The 23,623-nt window shown below is 52.5% G+C and carries 18 protein-coding genes; 5 read left to right on the top strand and 13 right to left on the bottom strand.

Annotation, left to right across the window (positions count from 1 at the left end; genetic code table 11):
- Positions 1-3 precede the first annotated feature (3 nt).
- The 12 genes from ACFQ2I_RS05720 to leuC form a co-directional block, all read right to left on the bottom strand.
- The gene (locus ACFQ2I_RS05720) at positions 4-279 is read right to left on the bottom strand and encodes a YqkE family protein (protein WP_377562711.1); all 276 of its coding nucleotides are present in this window, start codon (positions 277-279) and stop codon (positions 4-6) included.
- Between the two features lie 25 nt (positions 280-304).
- Positions 305-1,483, bottom strand: a complete 1,179-nt coding sequence (gene purT / locus ACFQ2I_RS05715) for a formate-dependent phosphoribosylglycinamide formyltransferase (RefSeq protein WP_377562710.1) — start codon at positions 1,481-1,483, stop codon at positions 305-307.
- 203 nt (positions 1,484-1,686) lie between these two features.
- Entirely contained in the window at positions 1,687-3,507 is a 1,821-nt protein-coding gene (locus ACFQ2I_RS05710; protein WP_377562708.1) for an ABC transporter ATP-binding protein, read from the bottom strand.
- On the bottom strand, positions 3,504-5,294 hold the full coding sequence (locus ACFQ2I_RS05705; RefSeq protein ID WP_377562707.1) for an ABC transporter ATP-binding protein: 1,791 nt from the start codon (positions 5,292-5,294) through the stop codon (positions 3,504-3,506). The genes ACFQ2I_RS05710 and ACFQ2I_RS05705 overlap by 4 nt, the downstream gene beginning before the upstream one ends.
- A gap of 416 nt (positions 5,295-5,710) precedes the next feature.
- Positions 5,711-9,388 (bottom strand): dynamin family protein, encoded by a 3,678-nt coding sequence (locus ACFQ2I_RS05700; protein WP_377562705.1) that lies wholly within the window; start codon positions 9,386-9,388, stop codon positions 5,711-5,713.
- A 12-nt stretch (positions 9,389-9,400) separates the two neighbouring features.
- Positions 9,401-9,673: an NAD/NADP transhydrogenase alpha subunit gene (locus tag ACFQ2I_RS05695; protein WP_377562704.1), complete on the bottom strand. Its 273-nt coding sequence runs from the start codon at positions 9,671-9,673 to the stop codon at positions 9,401-9,403.
- Between the two features lie 9 nt (positions 9,674-9,682).
- The gene (gene nth, locus ACFQ2I_RS05690) at positions 9,683-10,378 is read right to left on the bottom strand and encodes an endonuclease III (protein ID WP_377562703.1); all 696 of its coding nucleotides are present in this window, start codon (positions 10,376-10,378) and stop codon (positions 9,683-9,685) included.
- Between the two features lie 147 nt (positions 10,379-10,525).
- Entirely contained in the window at positions 10,526-12,619 is a 2,094-nt protein-coding gene (locus ACFQ2I_RS05685) for an S-layer homology domain-containing protein (RefSeq protein WP_377562701.1), read from the bottom strand.
- Positions 12,620-12,673: 54 nt separating this feature from the next.
- The gene (locus tag ACFQ2I_RS05680) at positions 12,674-13,282 is read right to left on the bottom strand and encodes a GerMN domain-containing protein (RefSeq protein ID WP_377562700.1); all 609 of its coding nucleotides are present in this window, start codon (positions 13,280-13,282) and stop codon (positions 12,674-12,676) included.
- A 20-nt stretch (positions 13,283-13,302) separates the two neighbouring features.
- Complete coding sequence (locus tag ACFQ2I_RS05675) at positions 13,303-14,841, bottom strand: N-acetylmuramoyl-L-alanine amidase (RefSeq protein ID WP_377562699.1); 1,539 nt, start codon at positions 14,839-14,841, stop codon at positions 13,303-13,305.
- Between the two features lie 164 nt (positions 14,842-15,005).
- Entirely contained in the window at positions 15,006-15,605 is a 600-nt protein-coding gene (leuD, locus tag ACFQ2I_RS05670) for a 3-isopropylmalate dehydratase small subunit (protein WP_377562698.1), read from the bottom strand.
- A gap of 64 nt (positions 15,606-15,669) precedes the next feature.
- A complete protein-coding gene (leuC, locus tag ACFQ2I_RS05665; protein ID WP_377562696.1) occupies positions 15,670-17,085 on the bottom strand; it encodes a 3-isopropylmalate dehydratase large subunit in 1,416 nt (471 codons plus the stop codon).
- 163 nt (positions 17,086-17,248) lie between these two features.
- On the opposite strand from leuC, the gene ACFQ2I_RS05660 reads away from it, so the two are divergent.
- Positions 17,249-18,145, top strand: coding sequence for a LysR family transcriptional regulator (locus ACFQ2I_RS05660; RefSeq protein WP_377562695.1), 897 nt, complete (start codon positions 17,249-17,251; stop codon positions 18,143-18,145).
- Positions 18,146-18,168: 23 nt separating this feature from the next.
- Here the strand turns inward: ACFQ2I_RS05660 and ACFQ2I_RS05655 are convergent, their stop codons facing one another.
- A complete protein-coding gene (locus ACFQ2I_RS05655; RefSeq protein ID WP_377562693.1) occupies positions 18,169-18,972 on the bottom strand; it encodes a carbon-nitrogen family hydrolase in 804 nt (267 codons plus the stop codon).
- Positions 18,973-19,109: 137 nt separating this feature from the next.
- Here ACFQ2I_RS05655 and ACFQ2I_RS05650 point away from each other — a divergent pair, with 137 nt between their 5' ends.
- From ACFQ2I_RS05650 to ACFQ2I_RS05635, 4 genes are all read left to right on the top strand, one after another.
- On the top strand, positions 19,110-19,553 hold the full coding sequence (locus ACFQ2I_RS05650) for a hypothetical protein (RefSeq protein ID WP_377562691.1): 444 nt from the start codon (positions 19,110-19,112) through the stop codon (positions 19,551-19,553).
- A 99-nt stretch (positions 19,554-19,652) separates the two neighbouring features.
- Positions 19,653-20,834, top strand: a complete 1,182-nt coding sequence (locus tag ACFQ2I_RS05645; protein WP_377562690.1) for a pyridoxal phosphate-dependent aminotransferase — start codon at positions 19,653-19,655, stop codon at positions 20,832-20,834.
- Positions 20,835-21,213: 379 nt separating this feature from the next.
- On the top strand, positions 21,214-22,317 hold the full coding sequence (gene proB / locus ACFQ2I_RS05640) for a glutamate 5-kinase (protein WP_377562689.1): 1,104 nt from the start codon (positions 21,214-21,216) through the stop codon (positions 22,315-22,317).
- Between the two features lie 35 nt (positions 22,318-22,352).
- The gene (locus ACFQ2I_RS05635; protein WP_377562686.1) at positions 22,353-23,606 is read left to right on the top strand and encodes a glutamate-5-semialdehyde dehydrogenase; all 1,254 of its coding nucleotides are present in this window, start codon (positions 22,353-22,355) and stop codon (positions 23,604-23,606) included.
- The last annotated feature ends 17 nt before the right edge of the window (positions 23,607-23,623 follow it).

Genomic DNA, 23,623 nt, shown 5'->3' with positions numbered 1-23,623 from the left:
TGTTTACTTATACTTGCTCCAGTCCGAATCACTGTTGTTCAATAAGTAGGAGAAGTCGTTCTCCAGCCGCTTCTGTTCCTGCCGACGGTCTTCTTCCTTCTCCTTACGGGCTTGTTCCTCTCGCTTCGCTTGCTCTTGCTTCAGCTCGCCAGCCTTTGCCTGCAACTTATTCAACACATCTGCGCCTAGCAACTCCTTCAGTGAAGCGCCGGCCCCGTCGCTATGGAAAGCTGTCCGGCCCTTGGACGCTTCAGTGGAATGCTTTACTTTCTTGGCCATCGCCAGTTCACCTGCCCATCTCTTGTTACTCGTAGTTCACGTACAAGCTCTCCGCAGCTTGACGTGCGATCCCTCTTGCCGTCTCCGTATCGGATGCGGTGCTTAATGCGACCGCCATCCGTCTACCCGGCTTCGTCTCCGGCTTGCCGAATAGCCTCACTTGCGTCCGCGGCAGCGACAAGGCCTCTTCTATTCCGCCGACAGAGAAGGACGCACTCTCCCTGTCCGCTTTCAACGTGTGGGAAGCTCCTGGCGTCATCAATGCAACTGAAGGGATCGGAAAGCCCAATATGGCGCGAACATGCAAGGCGAATTCAGACAAGTCCTGCGTCACCATTGTGACCATCCCCGTATCGTGCGGACGCGGCGACACCTCGCTGAACAGCACGCCGTCAGCCGTAATGAACAGCTCTACGCCATAGATACCATAACCGCCAAGTTCATCGGTAATCGTCTTTGCAATCTGCTCCGCTTCCCGGATATGAGCCTTACTCATCTCATGTGGTTGCCAGGATTCGATATAGTCTCCGTCCTTCTGTGTATGACCGATCGGGGCGCAGAAGGCTGTGCCCGATACGGAACGAACGGTCAGCAGCGTAATCTCCGATTGGAACCGGACGAAGCCTTCCACGATGATGCGGTTTTTCTTCGCGCGACCGCCTTCTATCGCATAACCCCAGCAGTCAGCCAGCTCTTCACGGGAGCGGCATACACTCTGCCCTTTCCCCGACGAACTCATAATCGGCTTGATAACGCATGGATAACCTAACTCCTCCGCCGCGGCCTCTAACTGTACCAAGGAGTCGGCGAAGCGATACGGAGCCGTCGGCAAGCCCAGCTTCTCCGCCGCCAGTCTTCGGATGCCTTCGCGATCCATCGTCAATCGTGCCGCGCGCGCCGTCGGCACAACATGGTACCCCTCGCTCTCCAGCTCCACCAGCATATCCGTCGCAATCGCTTCAATCTCGGGTACGATATAATGAGGGCGCTCCTCTTCAATTATGCGGCGTAGCGCATCTCCGTCCAGCATGTCCGTTACATAGCTTCGGTGCGCGACACCCATTGCCGGTGCATTCGCGTAGCGATCGACGGCAACTGTCTCCACCCCTAGCCGCTGTGCTTCCATGATGACTTCTTTCCCCAGCTCTCCTGAACCCAGCAACAACAATTTGCGCCCTTGCGGCGTTAGCGGTGATCCATACATCGTAAAGAAAGAACCTCCCTTTTTTCTTTCATTGTGGAGGTTCTTTCGATAAAAATCAAGACTATAAGTGCATGTTCAAAAAGTGATGGAAACAGACTTCGAAACATACGCTTGTTCCGGTTGAGTTCAATATGCGATGTCGAATACTCCTCTTGGTATACTTCGTGATCAAAAGCGGGCTTTTTGAACAACCTCTATAACGATTAAAAGCGATACTGCGCCTCTATTAAGCCGTAGTATACACCCCGCCGGGACATCAACGCCTCATGATTGCCCTGCTCTACAATCTCGCCATGGTCCAGCACGACGATTTCATCGGCATGGCGAATCGTAGACAAGCGGTGCGCGATCATGAACGAAGTTCGCCCCTCCAGCAGCGTCTTGAGCGCTTCCTGGATTTTCAGCTCTGTCTCCGTATCGATGCTGGCCGTCGCTTCATCCAGTATGAGAATCTTCGGATCGGCCAGCAGCGCCCGGGCGAAGGAGAGCAGCTGCCGCTGTCCCATCGACAGCACGTTGCCTCGCTCCTCCACTTGCGTATCGTAGCCGTCCGGCAGCCCCATGATGAAGTCATGGGCATTCACAGCCTTCGCCGCTGCAACAATTTCCTCATGTGTCGCGTCCAACCGACCGTAACGAATATTGTCGCGAATGGAACCCCCGAAGATGAATGTATCCTGCATGACGATTCCTACCTGTGATCGCAAGCTGCTGATCGTCACGTCGCGAATATCTGTCCCGTCGATCAGCACCCGACCTTGAACAGGATCGTAGAAGCGGCACAGCAAGTTAATGATCGTACTCTTCCCGGAGCCGGTATGCCCGACAAGCGCGATCGATTGTCCCGCTTTCGCGTGCAAGCTGATTCCCTTCAGAGCCGGTCTGCCTTTCTCATATTCGAACACGATATTGTCGAAGTGAACATCCCCGCGAATAGATGGGAGCGGGGGGGCCTGCTCCGCCTCCGCAACAGTAGGCTTCTCATCAATGAACTCGAAGATACGCTCTGACGAGGCCATGGCGATCAACAGCTGCGCATACATCTGACCAAGCCGGTTAATGGGCTCCCAGAAGTTACCCATGTAGTTCGCGAAGGCGACCAGCAAGCCGACCGTAATAGCCGTGCTTTGCACAAGCGACGAACCATACCAGAACAAAATGCATGTGCCGATCGCCGCCGTCACTTCAATGACGGGACCAAATGTCTGGTTGAGCGCCGATGCCTTGTTCCACGACTTCAAATTGATGCCGTTCATTCCATTGAAGAAGTTCATATTGTCCTTCTCCTGCACGAACGCTTGCGTCACCTTCATCCCTTGAATGCTCTCATTGAGATGCGCATTAATGCGGGACTGCTTCATTCGAACATCCTGCCAGGCGAACCGGATGCGCTTGCGCAGCGAAGTCGACACGATGAACATGAGCGGGACGGTGATCATGATGGCCAGCCCCAGCTTCACATTAAGCATAAGCAAGATGATGACGATCCCGACAAGCTGAATGCAGTCCATCAGCAGATTGACGACCCCGTTCGTGAACAGATCCTGCAGCGCGTTCACATCGTTCGTAACTCTGACAAGCACCGATCCTGCCGGGCGCTTATCATAGAAGCGGAATGACAGCTGCTGAATATGCTGGAACAGATGCTGCCGCAGATCGAATATGACCTTTTGTCCGATAATACTCGTATGTTTGATTCGATACGTATTGGCGGCCCACTGAATGCCGTAGAGAACCAGCATGGCCATCCCCATCAGCACCAGCTCCAGCTTGTTACCGGAGCCCTTCTGCGGATCAATGATCCCGTCAATGACCAGCATCATCAGGAACGGAATGGACAATCTGGTCAACGTCCCGACCACCATCATAGCGATGACGGGCATCAACTGCTTCCTGTAAGGCTTCATATAGGAAAATAATCGGCGCAGCTGCGACCAGTTAAACGGCTTCTCGATTGCCTCGTCGTCCTGATACACAAATCGTTCATTCCGGCTGCGGCCTTTCACATTCGTTCCCGCACTCATGACGTCATACTCCTTCTTCTTGCCGAGTCGCTTCCGACCAATGCAGCTTCATCGTTGAGGAAATCGGCATATTGAATATTGTAGGTTTCCCGGTATAATCCAGGCTCGCTAATCAATTGCTCATGCTTGCCGCGCTGCGCGATATGTCCGCCGTCCAGCACGATGATCTCGTCCGCATGCTTTAGCGATGAGATACGGTGGGCGATTATGAAGGTCGTTCTACCGGCCATCAACTGCTTGAAGCCAGCTTGTATTTCTTGCTCCGTCTCCATATCAACCGCGCTTGTCGCATCGTCCAGAATAAGAATGCGCGGATTTTTAATGAAAGCTCTCGCAATCGCGATCCGTTGCTTCTGGCCGCCCGACAAGCCCATCCCGCGCTCTCCGACGACCGTATCGTAGCCTTGAGGCATCTCCATAATAAACTCATGGGCTTTCGCCAGCTTCGCCGCCTTGACTATCTCTTCTTCGCTAATGCCTGCGGCTCCGTATGAGATGTTGTCGCGAATAGAAGCGGAGAACAGGAATGTCTCTTGAAAGACCGGCGCGATTTGCCGACGCAGAGAAGACACATCAAGTTGACGTATGTCAATGCCGTCAAGTGTAATGCTACCCTTTTTCACATCATAAGCACGCATAAGCAGTTGGATAATCGTTGATTTTCCCGATCCGGTTGCTCCCAGCAGCCCGATTACGCTGCCTGGAGCGGCGTCGATGTCAATATTCGTTAGCGCCGGTGATTTGTCGGGGTAGTGGAAGACAATATCGTTGAATTTGACATGCCCCTTCACAAGCGATTCGTCCAGCAGGATTGCGTCTTTTTCGTTTTTAATATGAACGTGCTCATCCAGCAGGCCAAGCACACGTTCGCCGGAAGCCTTGAATTGGGTATAGTTGTTAATGTGGAAGCCAAGACCCCACATCGGACCGATAATGAACCAGATCAAGCTGAAGAAGGCAACGAACTCCCCAAGAAGCAGCGACTTTTGAATAACGAGCAGACCGCCCGCTATAAGGAGGATAACCGCGCTCATATTCGCCACTAGTTCCATTGTCGGGAAGTAGCGGGCCCATATCGCCGCCGCCCCTACCTGATTACTCTGATACGCTTCGCTCCGAATCGAGAATTTAGACACTTCATGATCTTCCCTGGCGTACGATTTCACGGTACGCACACCCGTAATATTCTCCTGAACGGCAGTGGTCAAGTTGCTCATCGCCTGGCGCATCTCGCGGAAGGCAGGGTGAATATGACGCTCGAAGCGAATGGCTAGATAACCCAGCAGCGGAATCGTCAAGAGTGTGAACAAGGTTAACTGCCAATGGATAGACAGCATCATAATTCCGCCGAACACTACCATAAGAATCATATTGAGAATTTGGGCGAAGCCGAAGCCGACAAAGTTGCGAATCGCTTCCAGATCGGCGGTCAGTCTGGACATCAAATCGCCTGTCTTCGCTCGGTCGTAATACTGAAATGATAGTTGTTGCAGCTTGCTGTAAAGCGCATTACGCATGCTGTACGCAACCTGGTTGCCAAGCCGGCCGCCAAAGAAACCGTGAAGAAATTGATTAAGTGCCTTCAGTGAAATAATGCCGACGACAGCAAGCGCAAGCATCGGCACTTGGTCGAATCTCCCTGGGGTAATCACCTCGTCAATCAAGTAGCGCAATAGGTTGGGATACACCAATCCAAGCGCAGTAGCGCACATCAGAAAAAATATTGATGCGAACAGCTTCTTCCTTTCCGGCATGTAGAAAGCTTTAAGCCGTTTTAAAACGTCCAACGAAATCCATCTCCCTATCCCAAATATTTTGATTTCATAAGTTATGAATGAATATTAGCAGCATCGCAATAGAGGAGCAAACGTGATAATCCGGTCAAAAACACACCGTTTTCGCGAAATATGGGATATGCTGAATAGGATGGGGCGATTGCTTCATAATCATCACCGTTGAACATCTACATGTGTGTATTCCTCCGTTTTTGCACAGAAACACACAAAAAACAAAAAAAATCCGCAATTGCAATCGTTGAGTTCTACCCCGCAGCTTACTGAGGTCAATTGCGGGAGCCCTGATACTTATTCCATCTTTCGGCACAAAAAATGCTTCCGAATAGGCGTTTGACGCCCTATCGGAAGCATTCAGCCCCATGTGAGATAAGTTCAGTACGTTATGATAGAAAAAAAGTATCGATCCTTCAGACTCCCTGCAGCTTCTGCAACTGCTCATGAAGCTCTCTCATTGCACCTATGTCGGCACCTTCACGTAGCGAATTGCGCTTCCCCTCCGCATAGGCCTCCACATCGCTTCGAAGCAATGCGCTATCCATCACCGCATGGTTAGACCACAGCACTTCATAGTGCTTCATCCAGTCCAGTGCGACATGATCCATCCACTGCTGCATGCCAGATGACAATAGCGCCTCCAATTCCCTTCGCAGAGCCGACTTCCCCTCACCTTCGAAGAAGTGGCGCGGAGACTTGAATCGGCTCCAGAGCCATTTGGCGTCTACACCGCTTCCCTCCCAGACGAGAGACTCCTCCGGTGTAGTCAACGAGCTCTCCGAAGTCGACTTGCCGGTATATCCCTCCAGAAGTGTGGACAACCGGTGTACACACCGTCCGTATGGCTTCTTCCATACGGAGAGTAATCCCTTCTCCATGCGCAGGGAGGTGGCAAGCAACTCTTGCGACAGCTCCCGTTGGATAATGCGCTGAAGCTCCAGCCACGCTGCCCATATCGCTCGCTTCAAGTCACTGCCGTCATCTTTCAATGTCGCAGGATTGAATGCATAGTTGTAAAAGTCGCCGAACCGGAATTGCACTCTCTGTACAACATAGAACAGCAACTCCTTCAGCTCTTGCTTCAACTCGTCCGGCATGCTGCTTACTGCCAGCTCCTCCAGCGATGTCATCGCGGCATCCATCGCGACTTCCAACTGCTGCAGCTCTCTTTCCTTCGTCGCCTTGTCTCCCTGCGCGCTGCGCAGCCACTGCGATACCATGCCTTGCGCACGTTGCAATTCACCTTCAGCCGCTTCAATCGCCAATCCGCCAAGATCATGACGAATGAAGGAGAAGAACGCCTTCTCGAAGGTTGACAGCCCGGAGGTCATTAACAACGATTGATCATGGTCCAGCTTGCCGTCAAGCGCCTGCAAGCTGGATACGGCATATAGACGCGGATTCAGAATGCCATGCTGTTGCAGATTGGCCTTCACATGCTCCTGCACCCCATGCAGCTCCTCATCGCTTGCGGCCAGATCGGCGGCATTGACAAGGAAGAACATTTTGTCCATCTCGAATTGATCCTTCACCCGACCCAGTTGATCCAGGAACTGCCTATCCGCTTGCGAGAAGGCATGGTTGTAATAGGTGACGAACAAAACGGCATCCGCATTTTTGATGTAATTGAAAGCGACGCCCGTATGTCGCGCGTTCACGGAATCTGCGCCAGGCGTATCCACCAGTACGATACCTTGCTTCGTCAGCGGACAATCGTAGTGAAAGTCAATCTCGCTAACGAAGCAAGATCGCGTCTCATCCGCCACATAAGCCCGATATTGTTCCGCATCAACAGTCAATTGGTTGCCCAGGTGCGCTTCGTGCACCTGCCATCCTGTCGCTGCAGCTTTCAAGAAGCTGTAGTGCGGACGCCCCCCCGCCGGGATCGACTCCGGACTCAGCTTGCCGATTACGCGCAGCAAGGCATCACTGTCCGGCAGCTTCTCCGGGGAAGCATCCAGCCCCAGGAGCGCCAGCGAGTAGCGAAGGTCGGCCGTAACGGCCTCACGTTCTTTCATCGTAATGAGCGCCGTATTATGGGGATGCTGTGCACTGGGCGGCACAAGCCGATTGATAGCCGCAGTAGTCGGATTCGGGGATACCGGCAGTACGCCTTCCCCGATCAAGGCGTTCGCAAGCGAAGACTTGCCCGCACTGAACGCGCCGAACAGTGCGATAGTGAACGAGCTCGCGCGCAGTCGCTTCGCCTTCTCCTTCATCGAATTGATCGTATCCCTCATCGACGGGTATGGCTCCAGAAGCGCTGCAGCCCGCTGGAGCCGATCAGCCGCCTCATATTGCTCCGTCATATCCAGCGTATCCTCTGATGCGTTCTGCATCGAAGGCGCTAAGTCGGCCTCATCGCCGCTCACCTTATTACGCTTCTCCGACTTCGAGTGAGCTTCCGCCTGCCCAGCCGTCGTATCATTGCCTGACCATCCCGACGCCTCAGCGCCCGACCCAATGAATGACGTAGCCGGCAGCATCGGAGCTTGCGGCTGCTGAGGCAGCATAGCCTGAAGCTTGCTTCGATAGTCTGCAGACTGGTTGTTCAGCTCTGCTAATTGTTCCAGCGCCTTCGCCGCTTCGGCAAGCTCGTCAAGACGTTGCTGCTTCTCCGCCACGATTGCTTGGCTTGCAGCAGCTCCATGAGCCGCCAGCCGCTCAATCAGTTCCATCGCTCTGCGTCTGAACTCTCCCTTTACGTCTTGTGCCAGATCCCGACAATAGACAATCGTATAAGCGTTACCGAATTCTGCCTTCGTATTGACGCGGTTCACCAGCCAAGCTTCTTCGGGAGTCCAGCTCAACCTTTGCTCCAGCAGAGCTTCCAGCCCTTCACTGTCGTATCGCACTTCTTCGCCAGCTTTCCTGAGCATCGCCTTAGCATGCCATTCAATAGAAGCACGGATGAGCGTAGCCAGCTCCTCATGGAACGCTTTCAGCCGTCTCTCCTGCTCTGCTGCCGTCTTCGACGCTGCGAATAATAATCCCGTCTTGAAGCCAGGTTTTCGGCTCTCCAGGAAGTGCTGAGCCAGATCCCTTAGCGCAGCTGGCGTAATATTGGCGTTGTCAAGCAGCGTCTGCAGCTCAGTCCGTCTGCCGATGATCCATTCATCACTTTCTTGCTGAACGCGGTCTACATCCCGCTTGATCTGAGCAATCTCATGAGCTGCTGCAGCGTCCTCCCCGCCCGCTTGCGCTTGTAGCGCTGCCCTCTCAGGCTCTTGCCTCTCTTGCCGCCAAGCCAGATGGCTTTCCGTCAGATGCCTGAGCGACTGGTCGACACTGAATGCGCACAGCTCTTCTCTGCGCGCTGTCAGCTCCTGCAGCAACCCCGTCAGCTTGTTCCATTCATGATGCGGATGCTCTGGCTGTCGCAGTGACAGGTAGAGAATGCCCGACGGCTGAAGATGCCATGCCTGGAACGCCTCTTCTACACTTCGCCTATAGGCTTGGAAGCTTAGCTCCCGTTCCCTATGCTTGTCAATCTGATTAACAATGAGATATAATGGCTTGCCCCAATCCTTCAGCTCCTTGGCGAAGGAGAAATTGATCTCGGATTGAACATGATTGTAATCCATCACATAAAAAACAACATCCGCAAGGTGAAGGGCGGATTCTGTAGCCATCCGGTGAGCATCATCGGTAGAATCTATGCCGGGCGTATCCAGCAGCACCATCCGGCTGCCCAGCAACGGACTGGGATACGTAATCGTTACGGATGAGAACTGTTCGCCATCGATGCAATAGCGGTCAAGCTCATCCAGCTCTACGCTGGTATGATGAAGCCTGCCGTCTCTGATCATCTCCACAGTCGCGCATGCAGGCTCTCCCCCTCTAATCGCAACGACGTTGGCACTCGTCGGGATCGGGCTTGACGGCAGCAGCCGCGCGCCGCATAACGCATTGATTAGCGTTGACTTACCAGCTGAGAAATGTCCGCATAATGCAACAGTAAGCCGACCTTCGGTCAGCTTACTGCTTAGCTCCTTCACTTGCTCGGAACGGATGGCATCGTCCGCTGCGGACATGACACTTGCAATCTCTTCCAATGTTCCTGTCATGTTATGCATCGTTTCTATTGTCATCCCATGCTACTCCTATACAGCTTCCTCTTCGTCGGAAGGAAGGCATATTTCGAATACGTCGCCGTGCTGCAAAATCATAATATTGCGGGCTTTCTCCTTCATGACCACAACTTCAGGCTTCACACGCATTCTTTCGATATACTGCTCTGGCACATGGCCGGAGCCGCTTACGGTAACACCTTCAATTACGATATCCTCATTCTCTTGGGGCGGAGTTTGCAGCACTTGCTCATAAATGTCAGAGAACAGCTCGAAGCTATTCGTGTAAACGGAAATGCATTTCATCCTTCATCATCATCCTTCGTTCGCAATTTTGGTGTTACTTTTACTATTTTTGGATTTGGGAGCAGGCTTCATACGTTTCTTGCCTTCCTTGCATACATCAAGCAGCGGACATAGCGGGCATTGCGGACTTTGAGCCTTACAATGGTACCTTCCGAAGAAAATAAGCCGATGATGAGTATCGCTCCATTCCTCTTGAGGGATACGGCGCATCAGCGTCTGCTCGACCTTCAGTACGGAATCGTCCGGTTTCGCGATGCCGAGCCGCTTTGATACACGTTCCACATGCGTATCTACAGCGATGGCCGGCACGCCGAACGCTACCGACATAACGACGTTGGCCGTTTTGCGTCCTACCCCCGGCAACTCCGTCAGCTGCTTGTGACTTGCGGGCACTTCACTATGATATTTATCCACAAGAATACGGCATAGCTTCTGAATATGAGATGCTTTGCTTCTGAAGAGGCCGATTCTTTTAATATCCCCCTCCAGTTCCTCCAAAGGCACGCTTAAATAATCTTGCGGCGATTTGTACTTCTGGAACAGGGTAGCCGTTACCTTATTCACGGTAGCATCCGTGCATTGCGCGGACAACAGTACGGCTATGGTCAGCTCGAACGGATTGCTGTGAACGAGCTCGCATTCTGCATCAGGAAACATGTCGGCTATTGTATCCAATATATGACGCATCTTCTGCTTCGCATTCATCCATAAGCCTCCACTTCATTACTGTCGTTCAAAGTGTAGCGAAATTTGTCACGCTGCGCAACTGTTATTCGGAAGAATTCTAAAAAAAAAACTGCCTCTGGGGGCAGTTTTTCACAAAACCTTCCTTCTTTACGTCTGAACAGGCCATTAACCGTTGGAGTTGCTGGAATTAGCTTGTATCTTTATAGGATTGTCACCGACGAAATCAACGGTAATCCAGGAGCCGACTTTCAAGTCCTTCAATAATGCTTTGCTTCCGTCCGCTTTAAGCAGCTCCACTTTGTCTACTCTTAAATCATCCGATTTTACAGTGGCGTTTTTCACTTTTATAGTTTTCTTAACAGAATCTATGGACACGATTTCATATTGCATTTGCTCATGAAGCTGAATAAGTGTGACTTCCACTTTATCCATCCTCATATTCAGCGTGACCGTATCGCCAATTCTCAGATCCAGATGGCTAGATAACGGACGAATAATTGTACTTACGGCAATTTCACTCAAGTAAGGGACTTTTACCAGTTCGCCGTCTTGCAGCTGTATCGTAATTCGCTTGTTTTTTGTATCGATTTCATAGATGGTGCCAGTATAGCTTGTGACGAACTCAATGGATACGACATTCCCGTCCGTGTATCGGATAATGACGTTTTTGTTTTGTGCGATGAACGACATCGCACCTTGCTTGTCCAGCTTCGTGCCCAAATAATTGTATCTCGTTTTGTCGGTCAACGTAAGCAGTTGGGATTTATTGTTTGTATAATCGTAGATTGTAATATAATTCCTGTCTTCGTTATAGCCTTCAATCTCTACGCCAGCAAGCGTCTCCACTTGTCTGTTCAGCACTTTAACGCCGACAACTTGTTCTTCCAAGTTCAACGTAAGCTGCAACTGATCTTCTTTAATGACCAGATCGTCCACATTCGCGCCGGAAAGCCCTTCTATCTGTATTGGTGCGTTAGGTGCCATATAATAAGCCATCGGTTTCCCATCACTTTGAATGGTAATGAGTCCGGCATTTACCTGGAGAAGATCCCCCTCCACTGTCGTCGTCTCCGGAGGCGCCTCGGTTACAATCTTCAAGGCTACAGGTTGCTCCCGGAAGTTATCTCGCAGAATGCTAAGCTTGGCGTCACTCCGCAGATCCTCTATTGTAAGCGGCATTCCTTCCGTGTCTTCAATGAGGATGCCATCATAATAATTGACTTTCAAATAATCATTACCTTGCCACACATAGATCTGTTGATCGTCCGCATTATACCGCTCGAATGTGCCTTCAATGGTCTCGATATGCTGAACGTCTCCCTGCACTTCTACATAGCGTGCGACTCCTTCTTCTTCGATGATCATTATGTCGCCATACTCCAGTATGCTTCCCAGATCAACAGGAGAATCGGATTGATAATGGAAATAGTTCGTATACATATCCATGCTGAACGTCGTCTCTTCCCCGTCCTCATAGATCGTAATCGTGTCACCGGTGTATGACGTGACGACACCTTCATGTTGGTTCTCGAAGGCGACGGGATATTGTCCCTGCGCCCTGCTGAACAAGGTCGCCAAGCTAGCTCGATTCACCGGAGCATCGGGATCGAACCTCACGGGCGTCTTCCCGGTAACAAGACCCATCTCCACCGCCGCGTTCACATAGCCCAAGTAACGGTCGTCGATAGCTCCGGCATCATGGAAGGCGGAGGGTACCTGCATCAGATCCTCGGCCGCATTCTGTTCACCGATCGCCTTCACGATCAGCTTCGTCACCCATTCGCGGCTGGCAGGCTTCTTGCCCCATTCCGACTCCGGATCTGCTACAGCCAGTTCGAACTCTTCCTTCTTGTCCAGCAGGCCTTCACGGAAAGCCAGTTCGATGATAGGAATATAAAACTCACTTACTTTGAAAGAGTCGCCGAATACGACTTGCGTACTCCGATCGACATAATCGTAAAGCCCCGCGAAGCGGATCGCCATCAATACCGCTTCCTGCTGGGATACACTCTTGCCAGGCTCGAACGTGAAGGTCTCGTCATCCATCTTGTATCCCGTAATAATGCCCTGCAACGCTAGCTTGGCAATATGCTTCTCCGCCCAATGTCCTCCTTCTACGTCCTGGAACTTCGTAGCTCGCATTTGCTCCGCGCTGACGATTGCAGGCGAGGTAGTCAGTGCCATCGTGCCGCTGCCCGCAGCAATTGAGAACGCAAGTGCTCCCGTCATGATTTTCTTCCAGGTCATGTGCATTGGCATAATATAATTTCCCCTTATCTATAATGTAGTCTACTCAACTTTACTTGAATTACGTTACGGTCTAAGGAAAGGGTGCGCCAGTTCGACATGCCCCATTAAGCTCTCAACTGCCTCTCCGTCAGCAAGCAATTGAATCGAATGTACCTCCGGGAACTGGAATAGCGTCTTGAGTAGTGATTCCACCAGTAACTGTTCACCCGGAGCACCTAGCCTTGCTTCATCAGGGATATGTATATCAATCGTTGCGGCACCATCGTTGTCCAGCTGGATTGCGTGAATCTCGATGCGTGACCATAACGACAGCTGCCCGTCATTCCCCTTCATCTGAAGCTCGGCTACAGCCTTCTCGATCAACTCCTGACCGTCTACATATGAGATAGCCGCCTTGCGCTCCGTCAGCTGAAGCAGCTGATCATCAGAGCCATAAATGACAGCCTCCGTCTGTTGCGAAGCCTCTTCCCACACATCTTCTTCCTGAGGCTCCCCCTTCGATTCGTCATTCGCCGCTTGATTATTGTTGTTGGCGGAGCCTTCCGTAGCACTATCATTCCGCTTCGATCCTTCGGAATCATTCACTGGTTTCGACTCCGCACCGCAACCGCTCAGGACTGCAACAATCAAGCCGGTCGCCAGCAGCAAGCTAATCGTGGTTTTAGACTTCATGACGCATCGCACGCCCCTTTCTACTTCAGATGCCAATACTCTTTAACGCCTTTTACGATTGCTGCCACGATATCTTTTTGCTTATTGTTATCGAACAGCACCTTCGCTTCTTCCGGATTTGACAAATAACCGGATTCCAGCAGAACGGCAGGCATCGTCGTCTCCTTAATGACCTTGTAAGCCGCTTGTCTTACACCTCGGTCGTTAAAGCCGGTTGCACCAAGCAAATGCTTGTGCATAATTTCCGCAAGCTCCTTACTGTTCTCTCGTTCATAATACGTCTCCGTTCCACTAACCGAAGTCTTCGTGTAGCTATTGGCGTGAATGGAGATGAACATGTCCGCTTGCTTCTCCTCAGCGAAGGCGACACGGTCAAGTAAAGCTATATAGGTGTCGTCTGTACGCGTCATATGCACGCGTACGTTATCCAACTTCTCCAGCTCAGCTTGCAGCATCAAGGACACTGTCAGATTGAATTCCTTCTCCCATCGGTTCAACGACTTGCTCTCGGATCCGGGATCGCTGCCTCCATGACCTGCGTCGATTACGATATCGAATACGCCGTCGTCCGGCTCCGGCAGATTCGGCTCTGCATCTGGCTCAGGTTCCGGGACAGGCACCTCATCGGCAGGCATTAATGCGATTTCCACCAAACCACGCGATTCCTTTACGACATAACCGGTGTCCTCTCCAATCTCCAACACCAGCCTGGCTGTAAGCGGTTCGACGCTGAACTGTGAGAATCGGTATCCAGAAATATATGGATTTTCTTCCACCACGACTCCAGTCTGTCCATCCACGAACCCCGCCATTAAGTCCGGAATATAGGAAGTGGAGGGGAAATCAAATACTAGTCGGCGCGGTCCCTCTAACTGAAGTGGCGCTTTCGGCAGCTGAATGCCTGAATTCGTAATGCGAATGACATTGTCTTCGCTTAATGAAATAGATGATATGTATTCCGTTGCTAGCTGCGGCTCTTGCTCCGACTCTGTCGTCTCTTCCTCGTCAGGCTTGTCCGTCTCGCCCGTATCTGGTTTATTGTTCTGCGTGCCTTCGTCCTCTGTCCCCTCTTCATCCGGTTGTTCCGTTCCCGGTTGGTCTGGATCGGGCTTCGGTTGCTCCGGCTGCTGTCGCTTCTCGAACATATGTACTTCGCGCTCAATCTCTTTCCACTCGAACTCCAGGCCCAGCAGCTCCCCTACGAATCGGACTGGCACCATCGTGCGCCAATTGATGAGCTGAGGCTTCACGTTCGTCTCGACAATATCTCCGTTCACCAGGACTGCCGATTCCCCAATAATTAATTCAATCTGTGTGCTGTCATCCTTTACGGTTACTTTCCGTATCGTGCCGTCCCAATCCACTTCGTAACCCAGATCCTCTGAGAGCACGGCCAGAGGCACCAGCGTGCTTCCTTCCACGATTCGCGGCTCCACATCGGATATAATTGGCTTGCCGTTCAGAAATAGCTTGGGCGGGGGTGAAGCAGCATGTCCGACGGAAGCGAACAATGTGAAAAACATCGACAGTAACAACAATATGGATAACCTTTTCTTCATTTCCCACCTCGATGACTGAATTGCCCGCTGCCGAATGAATCCGTAGTCATCGACATGGACAGGCAAAGTATTAGACGCATTCTGTCGGAAAAAGTTGCGAAAGGAACGGAAAAAGAGGACATTCTCCGTCTCTCGTAGGAAATGTCCTCTGTAGTAGATTATGACTAGGCCTGCTTGGCGGAGCGTTGCTGCTCGTAAGCGGAGATTTTGTCCTCATGCTGAAGCGTGAGACCGATGTCGTCAAGACCTTGAAGCAAGAATTGGCGACGGTGCTCATCCAGATCGAAAGCGATGGAAAGGCCCGCATTATCCGTCAGCAGCTTGTTCGCAAGGTCAACCGTCAGGCTATAGCCTTCTGTACCGGCAGTGCGTTGGAATAGTTCCTCTACTTGCTCTTCGCTCAGTTTGATGGGCAGAATGCCGTTTTTAAAGCAGTTGTTGTAGAATATATCGGCAAAGGAAGGCGCAATGACAACCTTGTAGCCGTAATCCAGAATCGCCCATGGCGCATGCTCGCGTGACGAGCCGCAACCGAAGTTCGCGCGGGAGATCAGAACGGAAGCCCCTTTGTAACGCGGCTTGTTCGGTTCAAAGCTTTCGTTCACTTCTCCATTCTCGTGAAAGCGCCATTCGTAGAACAGGAACTGGCCGAAGCCGCTGCGTTCAATCCGCTTAAGAAATTGTTTCGGTATAATGGCATCTGTGTCCACATTGACACGGTCGACTGGCGCTACAATACCCGAATGCTGTAAAAATGGTTCCATGTGAGTAAATCCCCTCTCTTTGATCAAATCAGGCTACACCTGTATCGTCGCATCAATTAACTGATTAACTGACAACCTCAGCGTTAAGCTTCCATTCCCGCACATCGGTGAAACGTCCCTTCACGGCTGCAGCCGCAGCCATAGCAGGAGACACCAGATGCGTTCTTCCGCCACGGCCTTGGCGGCCCTCAAAGTTGCGGTTAGAAGTCGATGCGCACCGTTGTCCCGGTTGCAGCACATCCGGATTCATCGCCAGACACATGGAGCAACCTGCTTCGCGCCACTCGAAGCCCGCTTCGATGAACACTTCGTGCAGCCCTTCCTTCTCCGCTTGCATCTTAACGCGTCCAGAACCCGGCACAACTATCGCCGTCACATTCTCGTGCACCTTGTAGCCTCTCGCGATATCCGCAGCTGCCCGAAGATCCTCGATACGACCGTTCGTGCAGGAACCGATAAACACATAGTCGATCGCGATATCCGTCATTGGCGTACCTGGCTTCAAATCCATATACTCAAGAGCCTTCTCCGCCGCCTTGCGCTCATTGTCCGCCGACATGTCAGCCGGATTGGGAACAGCTGCCGTAATGTCCGTACCCATGCCTGGGCTAGTTCCCCAAGTCACTTGCGGAATAAGGGAATCCACATCGAAAGGCACGACCTTGTCGAACGCCGCTCCTTCGTCTGTCGTCAGTTTCGACCATGCAGCAACAGCCGCTTCATAATCAACGGGCGCATACTCGCGGCCCTTCAGATAGTTGTAAGTTGTCTCGTCTGGTGCGATCAGACCTGCGCGGGCGCCGGCTTCAATGGACATGTTGCACACCGTCATGCGCTCCTCCATCGTAAGGCTTTTGATCGCTTCCCCCGTGTACTCGATCACATAGCCGGTTGCGAAGTCCGTACCGTACTGGGCAATGACGCCAAGAATCAAATCCTTCGCAGTTACGCCCGGCTTGCGCTTGCCGCTGAAGCGCACTTCCATTGTCTTCGGCTTGGATTGCTGCAGACACTGCGTGGCAAGCACATGCTCCACTTCGCTTGTGCCGATGCCGAACGCCAGCGCGCCGAACGCGCCGTGCGTAGACGTATGACTGTCACCGCACACAATCGTTTTTCCGGGATGAGTAAGACCAAGTTCAGGTCCCATCACGTGCACGACGCCTTGATCGATGTTGTCCAAGTCGTACAGCTTCACGCCGAAGTCTTTACAATTCTGAGTCAGCGTATCGATCTGTTGCTTGGAGATGGGGTCGGTAATGTTGTAACGATCCTTCGTCGGAACGTTATGATCCATCGTGGCGAACGTCAGCTCTGGACGGCGCACTTGACGACCGGACATGCGAAGCCCTTCGAACGCTTGCGGAGAAGTAACTTCGTGAACAAGATGCAAGTCAATGTAAATGATGCTTGGCTTGCCTTCTTCTTGATGAATGACGTGATTATTCCAAATTTTTTCAAACATTGTCTTCTTCGACATTATGATCACCCCATGAGTTCATTTCAGTTTCAGCGTTGCAATTGAATTAATGTCATCATACCATGTCTTTCTTGATTGATCTAAGATATAATATCTATAATAACTATAGTTATTCCCTATAACGTAATGTGAATTGATTTCAATTAAAAGGGAGGACCTTCACTTGGAACTACGCCAACTGAATTATGTCATTCATATCGCGCAGGAGAAAAACTTCTCCCGTGCCGCAGATAAGCTGCATATCGCACAACCTTCGCTAAGCCAACAGCTGTCCAAGCTCGAGCAAGAGCTGGGACTAATGCTGTTCAGGCGCACGACCAACTCTGTCGAGCTGACACATGCGGGTGAATTATTCGTTCAAAAAGCGCAGTATATACTGGATGCTGTGGAGCAGCTCAAGCAGGAAATGGACGACATGGGCGAGATGCGCCGCGGCCGACTCATCGTCGGCACGCTGCCCATTACCGGCTCCCATGTGCTGCCGCTCGTACTGCCGGTCTTTGGAGCCATGTATCCCCAGATTGAAGTGTCCCTTGTAGAGGATACGACCGCAAAGCTGGAACAGCTGACGGCCAGCGGCGGAACGGATCTGAGCCTGCTATCCTTACCGCTCATCGACAGCTCATTGACATGGAAGCCCTATCTCGAGGAAGAGATCTGCCTGGCCGTCCCGCCGCAGCATCCTCTTGCGGCAGAGAATAGTCCGGTAGACATCGCTCGGCTCGCCGAGGAACCGTTCATCGGCTTGAAGCGGGGACAAGGCTTCCGACAGATTACAGTAGAGTTGTGCCAGCAGGTCGGCTTCTCCCCTCGCATCGTGTTCGAAAGCAGCAACATCGAGACCGTTCAATCGCTTGTAGCTGGCGGAATGGGCATCGGCTTCGTACCAAAAATGCTCACTCGCTCACGCGGAGAGGAATTCGCCCCGGTATACTTGCCGCTTAGCGCCAAGCCGACCAGGACGCTTGTAGTAGCGAGTCGTAAAGGGCGTTACCTGTCCAAAGCAGCGCAAGCTTTCATCGAGACGCTTAACAAGACGATGGGTAGCTATCGTGAATGACAGTTGGGCTTCCTCGTAAGTCTTTAGTTTTTGGAATACAACGCCGGTCGTCTGTCCTCAAAGATAGGAATCTTCGCGCGAACGGAATCGACGAGCGCCATGTCGATCTCTGCATGTAATATGGTCTCTTCTTCTCCTGCTTCCGCTACGATCTCCCCCCAAGGGTCGACAACCATGGAATGGCCGAAGAAGGTCGTATCTCCACTCTGTCCCATTCGGTTGCAAGCAATCACGAACATTTGGTTCTCAATCGCCCGCGCCATCAACAACGTTCTCCAGTGATGGAGTCTCGGATTCGGCCATTGCGCGGGAACGAACAGCAGCTTGACGCCGCCAAGCGCAAGTCCGCGCGCCAGCTCGGGGAATCGGATATCGTAGCAGATCATCATGCCCGCCTGTTCTCCATCGATCGTCAGGTTCCCATGCTTGTCCCCCGCAGTCAGGTATTTTTCTTCATCCATAAGACGGAACAGATGCATTTTGGAATAATCGCTAATCTGCTCCCCATTCCGATCGAATGCATAGATCGTATTGAATACTTCGTTCCCCCTCAGCTCCGCGATCGATCCGCCCACAATATAGACGCTGTGTCGCTTGCTGAATCCCGATAGTAGTTCCTTCGTCCGCTTGCCTTCCGGATCCGACAACTGTCTAATTTCAGACAAGGCGTAGCCCGTATTCCACATTTCCGGGAACAGAATAACGTCAGGTTTATGGGCGACTCCCACCGCCTCTTCCAGCTTTCGTTCCAGCGATACGAAGTTGGACTCCGGATTTCCGACGTGCACATCCATTTGGATGATCGCGAGCCGCAATTTTTTACTCATGATGCAGTTCCTCCCTAGTTGGTTTATTTCCCTAATCATACCGGCTCATGGTTCTCTGTCAAGATGGGCAACGTAACGGAAGAAGCAATGAATGCCATCAGTCATGGCGAATTCTGATCATAAGGAGGCGTTATCCATTGCGCAAAATATATGGAATGCTCTTATCCGCTGTATTGTTGCTTGCATGCATCGCAGTACCGGTATCCGCGAAAGAAATAAACGCAGCTCCGCTATTGCCCGTACAAGCGTTCGACGTGGCTGCAGGGAAAGTCGTTAAAAGTGTGCCTAACGACAGTGAGTTCCAGGCGATGGCGATGTCCTGGCTGCAATCTGTAACAGGTCTGGCTCCGCAGGTTACAGCCGACGATAGTTGCAGTTATGTATACCGCATACCTCTGGCATCTCCGGCCACAGTGAAGACAGACGACATCTCTATTGTGACGAATGACTTGTTCCTGTTTTATTGCACGGACAAACCGCCGACCCTGCTATTGTTTGACCAGAACAAACGGCCCTATTTGTTCCTGTTCAACGTGGATATTGCACCGTTTATCAAAAAGATGGGCATACCGGCCACTTAAACCATCGTAGAGCTTGTTCTTCAAATCTTGTCGCGTTCATGCTACATTATTTATATTTGAACATTAAAAGTAGCGTGTGCGGAGAGTGATGATGTTTTGATGGATACACAATGGAAAGTGACGCCTGCCGACAGGATGTTGGCGCTTCCTAAGCAGTTTTTCGCCAATCTGGTCGAGAAGGCCAATGTGCGAATCGCCGAGGGACATGACGTAATCAATCTGGGCCAAGGCAATCCTGATCAGCCGACTCCCCCCCATATTGTCTCCAAGCTGCAAGAAGCGGCAGCCAATCCGCTCTACCATAAATACCCTCCCTTCAGCGGTTACTCGTTTTTGAAGGAAGCGGTAACGAAGCGGTATAAGGCAGATTATAACGTCGAGCTAGACCCGCAGACCGAAGTGGCCATTCTATTCGGCGGCAAGACGGGATTGGTGGAAATCAGCCAATGCCTGCTGAACCCGGGTGACGTCTGTCTCGTTCCCGATCCCGGCTATCCCGATTATTGGTCCGGCGTAGCGCTTGCAGGGGCAGAGATGTTCTTCATGCCTTTGAAGGAAGAACATGCCTTCTTGCCCAATCTTCACGCGGTTGATGATGAGACGGCGAACAAGGCCAAGCTGATGTTCATGAACTATCCGAATAATCCCACCGGAGCGACTGCAGATGCTTCTTTCTATGAAGAGGTCGTGGCGTTCGCACGGAAGCATGGAATCGTGGCGGCCAGCGACTTCGCGTACGGAGCAATTGGCTACGACAATGTCAGACCCGTCAGCTTCCTGCAGACGCCTGGCGCCAAGGAGGTCGGCATTGAATTCTACACGTTGTCGAAGACGTACAATATGGCCGGCTGGCGTGTCGGCTTCGCGCTGGGCAACCGTGATATCATCTCCCTTATCAACACGATTCAGGATCACTATTATTGCAGTCTGTTCGGCGGTATTCAGGAGGCTGCCGCGCTGGCATTGACCGGTCCGCAGCAATGCGTCTTGGACTTAACCGCTCGCTACGAACAGCGTCGCGACGCCCTGTTCCAGGAGTTGGAGAGCATCGGCTGGCGTGCGCAGAAGCCAAGCGGCTCCTTCTTCTGCTGGCTGCCGGTGCCGCAGGGCTACACGTCGGAGAGCTTCGCCGACAAGCTGCTGCAAGAAGCGAATGTTGTCGTCGCTCCCGGGAACGGCTTCGGCGTGCATGGCGAAGGTTACGTTCGGCTAGGCTTGCTGGCCGACGAAGTGCGTCTGCGCGAAGCTGTGCAGCGGATCGGCAAGCTTGGCTTGTTCTGACGGTCCTGCCGCTCTCACTATTCGTGCGTTTACCTTTCTTTACAGTACCATGAGATCGTGATATTCTTATTATAATTGAACACAAAACGTAACGACGGGACCAGTAAGCAAGTTGAGCCGCGTACAGAGAGTGAATTCCAATGGCTGCGAGAATTTACCGAGTGGCAACTGCCGAAGCCTATCCCCGAACGGCCGGCGACAAGCCGGACAGCGCCTGCTGTTATCAGGCCAGAGGTGGGTGAACGCCTTTTAAGAGCGCTCATCAACAAAGGTGGTACCGCGGAAGCAGAGACTTTCGTCCTTTTCAGGGGACGGAGGTCTTTTTTTGCTGCACAATGCGCATTGGATGTACATCTGATTATGGATTAGGACGGGATCGATGATGGAACGAATAGTGGTTAAAATCGGAAGCAGCTCGCTTAATACGGAAGAAGGCGGGTTGAATCGAGAGCGGATTGCTTATTTCTCCAGAGAACTCGCCTCTCTTCACAGGCAAGGCTGCGAAGTGCTGCTCGTTACCTCCGGAGCCGTGGCGGCAGGATTCCGGAGAATCGGCTATACGGCTCGTCCGAAAGCCGTACATGAGAAGCAAGCTGCTGCCGCCGTCGGTCAGGCGCTGCTTATGCAGGCTTATCAGGAGGAGCTGGCCCGCTACGAGCTTGTCGCGGCCCAGATTCTGCTGACGCGGGCCGACTTCTCCAACCGCCGCAGAATGAACAATGCGTTAATGACAGTTGATGAATTGCTGAAGCAGCGCATTATTCCTATTATTAACGAAAACGATACCGTTGCTACAGATGAACTTGTGTTAAAATTTGGCGACAACGACAATTTGTCCGCGCTTGTCGCGGCCATGACCCGCGCAGCCAAGCTGGTCATTATCACGGATATGGATGGACTCTATACGGAGGACCCCCGCATAAATCCGCAAGCGGTCAAGATCGAGCGAGTCGATCGGATATCGGACGATATCCTCAAGCTTGCCGGCGGTGCCGGCTCAGCGATCGGCACAGGCGGCATGCGGTCCAAGATTGAAGCCGCTCGTATCGCCATGCGCGGCGGTGTCTCCGCCTTCATCGGCAAAGTACAGCAGGATGGCGAACTGACACTCGCCGTTAACGGACAAGGACGAGGCACCTACTTCGATACGAAGCTTCACAGCTTGTCGATGAAGAAGCAGTGGCTTGGCTTCCACTCTGTACCGACAGGCGTTATCACAGTGGACGAAGGAGCGGAGCAAGCGCTGCTCACTGCGGGCAGAAGTCTGCTGCCCGCAGGCGTAACGAGCTGTGAAGGAGACTTCCATCCCGGCGATGTCGTCGAGGTCCGGAGCAGCGGCGGGAACCCGATCGGCAGAGGCGTCGTTAACTACGCCTCCTGGCAGCTGCAGGCGGCAGCCGGATTATGTTCCGACGAGGTGTCACGCCGCGTTGAAGTGACAAGGCTGGAAGTGATTCATCGCGACGAGTGGGTAACACTCTAGCATCCAATGGATTGAAAAGAACAGGAGGTTTTCATATGACTATAAGCGAGGTCAGAGAGAAGGCAATGCTGGCGCAAGAAGCAGCTGCCGCAATGAATCGTATGACAACGGAGCAGAAGAACAAGGCTCTGCTCATGATGGCGGATGCCCTGCTGGAGCATCAGGGGCAGATTATTGCTGCGAACGGGCAAGATTTGTCGCGCGGCCGCGACAATGGAACAAGCGACTCCCTGCTCGACCGGCTGGCGCTGGATGGCGTGCGAATCGCCGGAATTGCAGAAGGTTTGCGTCAGATTGTCGCCCTGCCAGATCCGGTAGGAACGGTGTTGGACGACTTCCGGCGACCTAACGGATTATCCATCCAAGCCGTACGCGTGCCGCTAGGCGTCATCGGGATGATCTACGAAGCGCGCCCCAATGTGACTGTCGATGCGGCGGGCCTCTGCTTGAAGACCGGCAACTGCGTCGTGCTGCGAGGCGGCTCCGCCGCGCTGGAATCCAATCGCGCGATCGTGGCTATATTAAAGCAGGCGCTTGAAGCGGCGGGATTGCCGCAGGATGCCATTGCTCTCATTGAAGATTCCGATCGTGCTTCCGTCAACGAAATGCTGAAGTTGAACGGTCTGCTCGACGTCGTAATTCCCCGCGGAGGCGCATCGCTCATTCGCAATGTCGTGGAGAATGCGACTGTTCCTGTCATTGAGACGGGAGCCGGCATCTGCCATACTTACATCGACGAATCCGCTCAACCCGGCATGGCGTCCGACATCGCCTTCAACGCCAAGGTGCAGCGCCCCTCCGTCTGCAACGCGATGGAGACGCTGCTCGTACACAGCAGCCATGCCGGCAAGCACCTTCCCGCTCTCGCAGCGCGACTGCGTGAAGCAGGTGTTGAACTGAAGGGCTGCAGCAAGTCGCAAGCGATCGTAGACGGCCTTTTAACTGTGGAGGAATCTCATTACGCGACGGAATACAATGACTATATTTTGAACATAAAGGTTGTGGAGAATCTGGACGAAGCGCTGGCCCATATTCGCCAATTCGGCACGAAGCATTCCGAATGCATCGTGACGGAGAACACAGAGCATGCAGAGCGGTTCATGCAGGAAGTGGATGCGGCGGCTGTATACCATAACGCCTCCACTCGCTTCACCGACGGCTTCGAATTCGGGTTCGGCGCGGAGATCGGCATCAGCACGCAGAAGCTGCATGCGCGTGGACCAATGGGCTTGCCTGCATTGACATCCACGAAATACCGCATTGCCGGCTCCGGTCAAATAAGAGGATAATCACCTAAAGCTACGAA

The organism is Paenibacillus chungangensis, assembly GCF_042675905.1.
In the GTDB taxonomy this organism is placed as follows: Bacteria; Bacillota; Bacilli; order Paenibacillales; family Paenibacillaceae; genus Pristimantibacillus; species Pristimantibacillus chungangensis.
The sequence above is the reverse complement of the archived record's forward strand: the minus strand, read 5'-3'. Positions and strand labels throughout refer to the sequence as shown.

Coding starts and splice junctions, on each gene's coding strand:
- ACFQ2I_RS05720 (WP_377562711.1), bottom strand. CDS start 279: ATGGCCAAGAAAGTAAAGCATTCCACTGAAGCGTCCAAGGGCCGGACA.
- ACFQ2I_RS05710 (WP_377562708.1), bottom strand. CDS start 3,507: ATGAGTGCGGGAACGAATGTGAAAGGCCGCAGCCGGAATGAACGATTT.
- purT (WP_377562710.1), bottom strand. CDS start 1,483: ATGTATGGATCACCGCTAACGCCGCAAGGGCGCAAATTGTTGTTGCTG.
- ACFQ2I_RS05645 (WP_377562690.1), top strand. CDS start 19,653: ATGGATACACAATGGAAAGTGACGCCTGCCGACAGGATGTTGGCGCTT.
- ACFQ2I_RS05695 (WP_377562704.1), bottom strand. CDS start 9,673: ATGAAATGCATTTCCGTTTACACGAATAGCTTCGAGCTGTTCTCTGAC.
- ACFQ2I_RS05685 (WP_377562701.1), bottom strand. CDS start 12,619: ATGCCAATGCACATGACCTGGAAGAAAATCATGACGGGAGCACTTGCG.
- ACFQ2I_RS05655 (WP_377562693.1), bottom strand. CDS start 18,972: ATGAGTAAAAAATTGCGGCTCGCGATCATCCAAATGGATGTGCACGTC.
- leuC (WP_377562696.1), bottom strand. CDS start 17,085: ATGTCGAAGAAGACAATGTTTGAAAAAATTTGGAATAATCACGTCATT.
- ACFQ2I_RS05700 (WP_377562705.1), bottom strand. CDS start 9,388: ATGACAATAGAAACGATGCATAACATGACAGGAACATTGGAAGAGATT.
- ACFQ2I_RS05675 (WP_377562699.1), bottom strand. CDS start 14,841: ATGAAGAAAAGGTTATCCATATTGTTGTTACTGTCGATGTTTTTCACA.
- ACFQ2I_RS05680 (WP_377562700.1), bottom strand. CDS start 13,282: ATGAAGTCTAAAACCACGATTAGCTTGCTGCTGGCGACCGGCTTGATT.
- proB (WP_377562689.1), top strand. CDS start 21,214: ATGATGGAACGAATAGTGGTTAAAATCGGAAGCAGCTCGCTTAATACG.
- ACFQ2I_RS05635 (WP_377562686.1), top strand. CDS start 22,353: ATGACTATAAGCGAGGTCAGAGAGAAGGCAATGCTGGCGCAAGAAGCA.
- nth (WP_377562703.1), bottom strand. CDS start 10,378: ATGAATGCGAAGCAGAAGATGCGTCATATATTGGATACAATAGCCGAC.
- leuD (WP_377562698.1), bottom strand. CDS start 15,605: ATGGAACCATTTTTACAGCATTCGGGTATTGTAGCGCCAGTCGACCGT.